General features: G+C 50.2%; 9 protein-coding genes. All 9 read right to left on the minus strand.

Translation table 11 applies throughout. The features are described 5' to 3' along the window. Nucleotides 1-844, minus strand: an 844-nt coding sequence (locus L692_RS0110655; protein ID WP_025699699.1) for a glycosyltransferase family 4 protein, incomplete at its 3' end; no start/stop codon positions are given. Between the two features lie 44 nt (nucleotides 845-888). After that, entirely contained in the window at nucleotides 889-1,869 is a 981-nt protein-coding gene (locus L692_RS0110660) for a copper amine oxidase N-terminal domain-containing protein (protein WP_025699701.1), read from the minus strand. Nucleotides 1,870-1,871: 2 nt separating this feature from the next. Continuing rightward, nucleotides 1,872-2,531, minus strand: a complete 660-nt coding sequence (locus tag L692_RS30600; protein WP_025699703.1) for a hypothetical protein — start codon at nucleotides 2,529-2,531, stop codon at nucleotides 1,872-1,874. 93 nt (nucleotides 2,532-2,624) lie between these two features. Continuing rightward, on the minus strand, nucleotides 2,625-4,607 hold the full coding sequence (locus tag L692_RS0110670) for an S-layer homology domain-containing protein (protein ID WP_025699706.1): 1,983 nt from the start codon (nucleotides 4,605-4,607) through the stop codon (nucleotides 2,625-2,627). A gap of 116 nt (nucleotides 4,608-4,723) precedes the next feature. After that, nucleotides 4,724-4,936 carry a hypothetical protein gene (locus tag L692_RS33490; RefSeq protein ID WP_232238764.1) on the minus strand — a complete coding sequence of 71 codons (213 nt, stop codon included), beginning with the start codon at nucleotides 4,934-4,936 and terminating at the stop codon, nucleotides 4,724-4,726. After that, nucleotides 4,926-5,249: a CpsB/CapC family capsule biosynthesis tyrosine phosphatase gene (locus L692_RS33495; RefSeq protein ID WP_232238765.1), complete on the minus strand. Its 324-nt coding sequence runs from the start codon at nucleotides 5,247-5,249 to the stop codon at nucleotides 4,926-4,928. The genes L692_RS33490 and L692_RS33495 overlap by 11 nt, the downstream gene beginning before the upstream one ends. An 8-nt stretch (nucleotides 5,250-5,257) precedes the next feature. Continuing rightward, nucleotides 5,258-5,884 carry a ribosome biogenesis GTP-binding protein YihA/YsxC gene (gene yihA, locus L692_RS0110680; protein ID WP_025699708.1) on the minus strand — a complete coding sequence of 209 codons (627 nt, stop codon included), beginning with the start codon at nucleotides 5,882-5,884 and terminating at the stop codon, nucleotides 5,258-5,260. Nucleotides 5,885-5,904: 20 nt separating this feature from the next. Continuing rightward, on the minus strand, nucleotides 5,905-8,259 hold the full coding sequence (lon, locus tag L692_RS0110685; RefSeq protein ID WP_025699710.1) for an endopeptidase La: 2,355 nt from the start codon (nucleotides 8,257-8,259) through the stop codon (nucleotides 5,905-5,907). Nucleotides 8,260-8,424: 165 nt separating this feature from the next. Further along, the coding region (locus tag L692_RS0110690; RefSeq protein ID WP_025699712.1) for a S16 family serine protease at nucleotides 8,425-9,445 on the minus strand (1,021 nt) is incomplete at its 5' end.

Here is a 9,445-nt window from a genome sequence, read left to right on the forward strand (position 1 = left end):
TCTTCGCGTTAATCCACTCTATATTATGCAATCTCTTTTCTTCTATCTGCATCTTGAGATCCTTGCTACGGAATCCATAGCCTATGATCTTGAATTTGATAGGTAGATCCTTCATTCTTTCGGCAACTTCGATTAGAATTTCCAGATCCTGAGCCAATCCGATATTCCCGGTATAAATAACTGTAATCCCCTCATTGCTGTTGTCTTCCTTTGAGGCTGCGAGTAGTTCTTCATCTGTCAATGAATTCGGCATAAAGCTTATTTTTTGCCGGTCTACTCCCTTGCTTACAATGCGTGGAATAAAGCCTTCACTGTTGACTATTATATGCTTCGCGCCCCGATACAGCTTCTTCTCCAGAATATAAGCCAATGAAATGAAAGGCTTGAATGTAAAAACTCCAACTCCCAATAAAGATTCCGGCCAAAGATCCCTAACGTCCAAAATTAGTGGGCATCTTAATTTCCATTTTGCAAACAGGCCCGTTAATCCGACGAAAATAGTAGGCGTTGTTGCGAAAACGATATCGTATTTTCTGTCTAAACGGTTGATTTTGGATACAATTTTAAAGCACATTTCAAGATATAACAGCAGTCGGTTAAATATATTATTATTATATTTACGGGTTCTTGTGCTGAAACGAATAACATTCCGTTCTAAACCGCCATCCTGCCAAAAAATAGAATCTTTATAAAGATTTCGATTGGGGTAGCTGGGCTCGGAAGTGAGAACGGTAATCTCATATCCTCTTTTTTCAAGTTCCAGATATATATTTTTCATTCGGTTGGCTGCACTACCGATTTCAGGATAAAAATTTTGACATATAATCAAAACTTTTTGACTCATTGCGCTCACCTCCCTGCTCCTGGGTAAAGCTATTCGTTCAAGTTCTAATCGAGACTTTTCGCTAATTTTTTACCTGCTTCTATCTCTTCGTTAAATTTATCTCTGTACTGCTGAATGATATCGGTGCTGTAGCCATTGGCTTTCAGTTTGGTTTCAGCAGCTTGTACTATACTTTCAAAAGAGCTTGAAAACTGGCTCATCAACGCTTCGCCTTTTGCTTTCAATTTTGATTTTGTTTCACTGTCGGAAGCGGAGTAATATTCAACGGCCAGGCTCATCAATGCTGCTGAGCTTTGATTGTACAAATTTTGAAGCTTAGCTTCTGTATCTGCCAGAATACTATCGTAGCTAGGCTTGGATGCTCCCCCTCCTGCACTTACTCCAGTTCCAGCACCCGCTCCTGCTTGCTTCTCCGCAGGCACTTCGGATTCCTTCGGCTTAGAAACCGAACTCCCCGTGGTTGCTTCAGCGGTCTTATTCTTAAAGGCTTGAGATTTCCCTGTAATTGACAAATCTTTCGGATTCCAGGTGATTTCCGTACCTACAAGCTCTGAGAGAAATCGAATGGGCACGTAGAGCGAGCCATCAAGCATAAAGCTCACTTTCGCTTGGGTGATCGCTACCCCATTTGTATATGTGAATTTGACTTTAATCGGCGTCAATGAGATTGATTTCTGTTTAAATGAATGAATAGATGAGTTTGAGGAAGCATTCATTAGATATTCTTTGATCATAGTCTGTTGAGCCAAGTTAGGATCAGAGACGGTAACTTCTTTGGTCTTTCCATTCCAGGAGATATTTTTTTGAAGTGCGTAAGAAACAAATCTAAACGGAACATAGCTGCTTCCGTTCTGGATAAACACATATTGCCCTTCCGGTAATTCGAGCATACCGTCATCAAAATTCAGCTTCACATTAATTGTTGACGCCTTAACAGCATTTTCAGACGACGATGCTGATACGGGGAGAGCCGTAGCCATCAATGCCAACCAGAGCAGCACTGAGATGTATCGGAATTTCCTCAAGGTTAGTCATCCTCCAGTGATTTCATGATTTGATCGTAATTTCTGCCTTCACTTACACCGTATTTTTTGCCGATTATCGCAAGCTCATTGTACTCATCAGGAGAAACCTTACTCATAATAATTGCCCGCGCCTCCTTCTTCTCTTCGACCGTCAAGCCGCCCTTAGCAAGTTCTTGCAGCTTTCTAATACTGGACAAATCAAGATTCTTCAGCAGAATTTCGGTTACATTGGCCTTGTCTTTAATCGTTACGCTTTCTTTAACATTATCAATCTTCTTAGTCGATACATTCGGACTATAGGCTTTTACGGAATCAAGGTCTTTCGCTGATGTGTCTTGATTGTTGGTTTTCGCACCATTTGAGCTTATAGCAGCAGGACTGCTGCCTTTCGTCTGTTCTCCAACGGCCGCTGTTCCCTCGCTGTTAATCATTTCCGGTGTCTTATTTGTGGCACTTGTTGGTAAGTTATCTTCACTAGCTTCCATATTCGATTCTTTCTGGATATCATTCGAATTGCTTGGTTGCCCGGAATCCACATCTATGGCCATTGAAGCGATAAATTTATTGATTGCATAATTTACTGCCAACAAGCCTCCCGAACCAAGCAGGATCAGACCTGCAAGTGTCCAAACAATGACTTTCCGCCATTTTTTCCGAAACAAAATGTTCTCCCCGCTTTCGCTACGAGTTAACTCGATTTTGAAAAAGCGCCCCCTCTCACTCACCTGAGAGGAGGCACGCTAACCGTTTACTGCTTATTTGAAGTTGATCGAACGATAAATGATGACAGCCGCTTCGGCGCGTGTCGCTTTATTGTTCGGATTGAATTTGCCTGCATTGCCGATAATCAAGCCCTTGCTGGCCGCAAATGCAACTCCGTCTTTAAGCGAAGGACTGATCTTAGCCGCGTCCGAGAAGGAGCCGAGTGCCGTTGCGGAAACATCGCTGTCCTTCAGATTGTGAACCGATTTGAGCGCTCGGGAAATCATCGTTGCCATTTCGGCGCGGGTAATTGTCGCGTTCGGATCGAATTTGGAAGCGCTGCGTCCGTTAATGATGCCTTTATCGGCCGCTGCCGCAACGTATGGAGCGAACCAATCGGTCTTCTTCACGTCGCTGAAGCTGTTTACAGCCGAGCTATTCTCAAGGTTCAGCGCACGGATGAGCATCTTTGCGAACTCGGCGCGGGTAATGTTATTCTTCGGCAAGAATTTGCCGGCGCCTACGCCTTCAATCGCGCCTTTTGCCGCGACGACCTGAATTTGTCTTCCGGCCCAGGCTTGTACGCTGGCGATGTCGTTGAAGGTTACCTTGTTCTCTACGACAACGTAGGAAGAGAAGGTATCACGCGGCTCAATGATGAATCCACCGTCAACTACGCCGCCTTGGAATTGCAGATTTCCGTATACAATCTTTGTTACGGACAGCAGTTCTTTATCAAGGCCGTCAGTGTTCTTAAGAGGAAGCTTGATTGTAATCGGCTGTTTGAATGTTGATGTAGGCACGCCGCCAACCGTCAGGCCGAACTCGTATACATCGGAGGCCAGCTTCAGGGAAGTTACGGAAGTCGCCACGGAAGGATTAGCTTTCGTAACGGTCAGCGTCACTGCTGCGTCAAACTGGGCTACCGGAATCGTAATGGTCACACCGTTAAACGTAATCGCGATGTTGGCAATACCGTTTGCTTTGGCTGCATCAATGATCGCTTTGGAGATTGGAACCTCCACCGTGTCCGCATTCACTGTACCCAGATTCAGAGTCAATGTATTTCCTGCCTTGGCTGCGGCAAGCGCCTGAATTGCTTTGATCACATCGGCGTCAACTAGAGCCAGTGTCGCCTTGTTGCCCACTACGGTAACGAACCTGGAGGCGTCGAATAAAGTAGGATCGGGTGTAGGAATAGGAGCAGTTATACCATCTGGAGTGGGGGCTGGATCAGACTTGCCCAGAGGGAAGGCACGGATATAGGCCTTTGCAAGCGCTTGTGCAGCCGGTGTCGCCGAAGGAATAGTAGTTTTCAGACCATAGAGTGTTGTCTTCACGTCTGACGGAGTAATACCAAGGTTATAGACGGCATCACTTACCGTTGTTGCCTTGTCGGACCCTACCGGTTGCTTCAGAAGATTGTCATAGGCTTCCTCGAACAACTCTTCGAATGCGGAAGGGTCGTTAATAATCGCATTCAGCTCGCTCTGCGTCTTGTTCTTCAGCAGCTCACGGAACTCACTCTCTACACCGGAGGTTCCGAAGAAGAACTCCACGAAATCGTCGATGGTCAGCTCGTCCACTTCAGCCTTGGCAGCAATGTCATCCAGCAGGCTCACATAATCGGCATTTGTCTGAATTCTGTCGATTGCGGCGAAATCGCCTTGATAGACATCATAGACCACGCTTGTAGCGCTCTTGAACAACTCGAACGATGTATCCGCCTGCTCAATGTCAAGCTGAAGCTTGCTCAGAATCGGAGCAAAGATTTCTTTGTATTCCGACTTGGACAGAGCGTTAACGTCATCGTAGAAAGCTGCAAGCTTGTCCCAGTCAGCAGGCTGCAAACTAGCGAAAAGCGTTAATAGATTAGCCTTCACCTGTGCATTGCTTACCGCAGTTGCGGCCGAAGCCACGTTAACAAATCCCAATTGCTGGGCCAAGCCTTTGCCGCTGAGCGGGAGTCCCGCCACAGACGCCGCCGCCATGCTGACTGCAAGCGTCGATACGGCCAGTTTCTTCTTCAATGTCACTGTTCATCCACCTCTTCTTATATGTATTAAAATTTGTGAAGCCACTCCCATGTACCTACTTGTGCAAGAATTAACAAAGTCATGAACTCTATTCTATCATTATATGAAAACTTTGGTTAGTCTTTTCTGGAAAATAATCCGAAAAAATTATGACGTTTTTTTCCTGATCTTTCAACAAGTCTCTTCTCTATCGGAATATTGCTGACAATATTCTGCGCGTTCTTGCGAAAACAGTCTGCCGTCTCCTCTCCCAAATGTTTGTCAATCAGCTGATAGGCACCATATAGTCCAAAAGGCCTGGAATTTCCGTTATGTGCATCAGAAGCCAATACGTGAATCGTGTTTCGGCGGCATAACTTTATCTACTCCATCCATGATGCTGTCCGCCGGATTCAGATATTGCCCGTTGGCATGATGAGGTGTTGCGACCACGGTATGAATACCGTCCTTATGGGCATCCCGCGCCATAGCCAGGGCGTCCTCCCAATCGGATGCGCCATCATCTACGGAAGGCAGGATGTGACTATGAATATCTATCATATTATTCTTATCGGTCCTTTCTCTTAAAATTTTTAGATAATTGCAAACAAAAAAACAACCAAATTCATCCAGAAAATGGTTGCTTGATGTAACACTCCACATGGATTGGATTAGCTGTCAGCGTCCGATTCCGGTCCTTCCAGTTGTTCTCCGGAAGCAATCCGGCTTTCAATCAGCGCCCACAGTTCATCCCTTCCAAGGCCCAGCTCCGAAGAGAAGGGAATGAAGCTGTCGCCAGGAAGAATTCCAAGCGTTTCTTTCACAATTTTAATATGTCTTGGCAGACGGGTCTTGGGGATTTTGTCCGCTTTGGTTGCGATCACGCACATTGGAATATCGTAGTGCTTCAGCCATTCGTGCATCATCCTGTCATCCGCAGTCGGAGGGTGGCGCAGGTCCACCACGAGCAGCACCAGCTTGAGCGTCTCGCGTTCAGCCAAATACTTCTCCACCATCTTGCCCCAGGCCGCTCTTTGAACCTTGGATACTTTGGCGTAGCCGTAACCTGGAAAATCAACGTAATACATCATATCATTAATACGGTAATAGTTCATGTGCTGCGTCTTGCCCGGGGTGGAGCTGGTGCGGGCCAGATTTTTGCGGCTAATCATTCGGTTGATCAGGGACGACTTCCCTACATTGGAGCGCCCTGCCAGAGCAATCTCCGGCAAGGCGTCTTCAGGGTATTGATTCGGGCCGACGGCGCTAATCACAAACTCGGCTTTGGTTACTTTCATTAGACTTCCTTTCTAGAACCCTATTGCAAACTTTGAACGGCTTGATCCGCGATCTTGGCTACAAGCGCGTGATGCAGCACCTGGTCCATATGGGAGACGGGCACAAATTCCACATCATTCTTCACACTCTCGGGAATTTCCTTTAGATCCCGCTCGTTATCCTTGGGAAGCAGTATCTTCTTGTAGCCGGCGCGATGGGCGGCCAGCGATTTCTCCTTAAGTCCGCCTATCGGCAGCACCCGCCCCCGCAGCGTGATCTCGCCCGTCATTGCAACGTCCTTCGAGACCTGACGCTTGGTGAGCGCGGACACGAGCGCGGTTGCAATCGTAATGCCCGCCGAAGGCCCGTCTTTCGGAATTGCCCCTTCGGGAATGTGAATATGAATGTCGTTCTTTTCGTAAAAATCGGACGGAATGCCAAACTCCTCCGCTTTGGAACGCGTATAGCTGAATGCGGCCTGCGCCGATTCCTTCATAACATCACCAAGCTGACCGGTCAAGATAAGCTTGCCGCTTCCCGGAAGAACCGTCACCTCAATCAGCAGCGTATCCCCGCCCACCTCAGTCCAGGCCAGGCCGGTAACCGTGCCGATTTGATCTTCCAGCTCCACCATTCCGTAACGGTATTTGGCCGTTCCCAGGTAATCCTTGATGTCGCCGGGGGAGATGCTGACCGTCTCCTTCTCTCCTGACACAATCTGCTTGGCCGCCTTCCGGCACAGCGCGGCGACCTGCTGCTCCAGGTTCCGGACTCCGGATTCCCGTGTATATTCGCGGATGACGCTTAGCAATGTCCCTTCCTCAATGACCAGTTGGCCGTCCTCCAGTCCGTGATTCTTCTTCTGCTTGGGCAGCAGGTAACGGCTGGCGATTTGCAGCTTCTCAAGCTCCGTGTAGCCCGGGATATACAGCATCTCCATCCGGTCAAGCAGCGGACGGGGAATATTGTGCACCGCATTGGCCGTCGTCACGAACATGACGTTCGACAGATCGAACGGAATCTCCACGAAGTGGTCGCTGAACGTATTGTTCTGCTCCGGGTCCAGAACCTCCAGCAGCGCCGCGGAAGGGTCCCCTCGGAAATCGGAAGCCATCTTGTCGATCTCATCTAGCAGGAAGACAGGATTAAGCGACCCTGCCGTCTTCATGCCCTGAATGATCCGTCCGGGCATCGCGCCGACATAGGTGCGGCGGTGGCCGCGAATCTCCGCTTCATCTCGCACGCCGCCCAGAGAGATGCGGACGAACTTGCGGTTCAGGGAGCGTGCAATCGACCGGGCCAGCGAAGTTTTGCCGACTCCCGGAGGGCCGACGAGACAGAGAATCGGTCCTTTCAGACTTTTGACAAGCTTCTGAACGGCCAGGTATTCAAGCACCCGCTCTTTTGGCTTATCCAGCCCGTAGTGGTCCTCGTCGAGCACCTGCTCCGCCTTGGCGATGTCCAGATCGTCCTCGGTCCAGTCGTTCCAGGGGAGACTTAGCAGCATTTCCACGTAATTGCGGATGACGCCGCCTTCGGCGGAACTCGCAGGCATTTTCTCAAGCCGGTCAATTTCCTTGTCAATCTTCTCTTTGACCCGTTCCGGCAGATCCTTCTCCTCCGCCTGGGCACGCAGCTCCTCGGCTTCGCCGGCACGGCCTTCCTTGTCGCCAAGCTCTTTCTGGATCGCCTTCATCTGCTCGCGCAAATAGTATTCCTTCTGCGTCTTCTCCATCTGCTTCTTGACGCGCTGGTTAATCTTGCGTTCCAGTTCCAGCACCTCGCGCTCGTTGCCGAGAATATCAAGCAGCTTCTCCAGACGCTTGCGCACATCAATCGTCTCCAGAATTTCCTGCTTATCCTTGATCTTCAGCACAAGATGACTTGTAATGACATCGGCGAGGCGCCCGGGCTCCTCAATGTCCGATACGGCCGCGAGCGTCTCTGGCGTCACCTTTTTGGACAAGGTAATATAATGCTCAAACTGGCTCAGCACCGTGCGCATCAGCGCGTCGCTCTCCGGATCATCGTCAGGCTGCTCGGGAAGCTCCCGCGCCATAACCTCGTAAAATTCCTCGTTATCCGTATAGTGAATAATCTCGGCCCGTTCAACGCCCTCCACAAGCACACGGATCGTGCCGTTGGGGAGCTTCAGCATCTGCCGCACATTCGCGACTGTCCCGACCCGAAAAATATCATCTTGACCCGGTTCTTCAATATTGACTTCCGATTGAGAACAAAGGAGGATCAGATTATCTTCAACCATCGCTTTTTCCAGCGCTTTAACTGACTTCTCGCGACCCACATCCAAATGAAGGACCATGCTTGGGTACACAAGGAGACCTCTGAGCGGCAACAAAGGAAAACGACGACCTTTTGTCTGTTTGGATACCATCGCTTTCGTACCTCCAATCGCTCTCGTGTATGTCACATCTTTTGTTTTTTATTTTATCAAAAGCGTCATCAAAACACCAACTGACCGCCCACAAGGCGGCCAGTTGGCGCAGATTTGGCATAAGCCGGTCCATAAACTGCCCGGCCGCTTGCAACAGGATTAACGTTACAGATTGGCGCTTTCTCCCGAGGCATCCGCCTTTAGCAGCGCGGGAGGGGCCGTAAAGCGGTCTCCGGCAACGGCGGACAGCCGGACATCTTCGAGATGGGCGCCGAATAGAAGACGGAAAACCTCCTCCACAGTCTCAATGGGGATGACGCGCGCCTGCGCCAAATCAGCGAACAGGGACTGCCAGTTGTCCTTGGGCACGAGCACTGTCGTGGCGCCCGCTTGCAGCGCCGCTTCCACCTTCGCCACAACGCCGCCGACCGGCTTCACCTTGCCGCGGATGCCAATCTCCCCGGTCATGGCCACCGTATTGTCCACCGGCAGGCCCCGGATAGCGGAGACAATCGCGACAGCCATTGCAACCCCGGCGGAAGGTCCGTCAATGGGTGTGCCGCCCGGAAAATTCACATGCAGATCATAGCTGTCGGGCGACAGATTCATCGAACGCAGAACGGTCAGGACATTCTCGACCGAACCCTTCGCCATGCTCTTGCGGCGAAGCGTTCGCGAGCCGCCGCCGATTTCTTCTTCATCCACGACTCCGGTAATGTTCAATCTTCCCGCTCCATTCGCGGCAGGAGACGCCGAGACCTCGATCTCAAGCAGCATGCCCATGCCCGGACCGCAGACCGCCAGCCCGTTCACTATCCCAACCTGAGGTTCGGAAGGGATCTTGCGCTCGGTACGCAGCGGCAGCTGACTGCTGCCCGCCACCCATTCCACATCGGCCGCGCTCAAGACATCTCTTTGTTCCGTAAGCGCGAGACCGGCGGCGAGTTGAACCATATTGACCGCCTCGCGTCCGTTCGTGGCGTACTTCTGGACAACAGAGACAGCTTCCGGGCTTGGCTTTAGCCCGATTTTCTGAATTGCATCCCGGGAGATGAGCGAAATTTCATCGGGAAGCAGCGGACGGAAATAGATTTCCATGCAGCGTGAACGGAGGGCCGGTGGGATATCCTGGGGCGAGCGGGTGGTCGCGCCAACGAGCCGGAAGTCGGCAGGCAAGCCGTTCTGG

It is taken from the genome of Paenibacillus forsythiae T98, from assembly GCF_000520735.1.
GTDB lineage: Bacteria > Bacillota > Bacilli > Paenibacillales > Paenibacillaceae > Paenibacillus_AQ > Paenibacillus_AQ forsythiae.

Coding starts and splice junctions, on each gene's coding strand:
- lon (WP_025699710.1), bottom strand. CDS start 8,259: ATGGTATCCAAACAGACAAAAGGTCGTCGTTTTCCTTTGTTGCCGCTC.
- yihA (WP_025699708.1), bottom strand. CDS start 5,884: ATGAAAGTAACCAAAGCCGAGTTTGTGATTAGCGCCGTCGGCCCGAAT.
- L692_RS33495 (WP_232238765.1), bottom strand. CDS start 5,249: ATGTGGAGTGTTACATCAAGCAACCATTTTCTGGATGAATTTGGTTGT.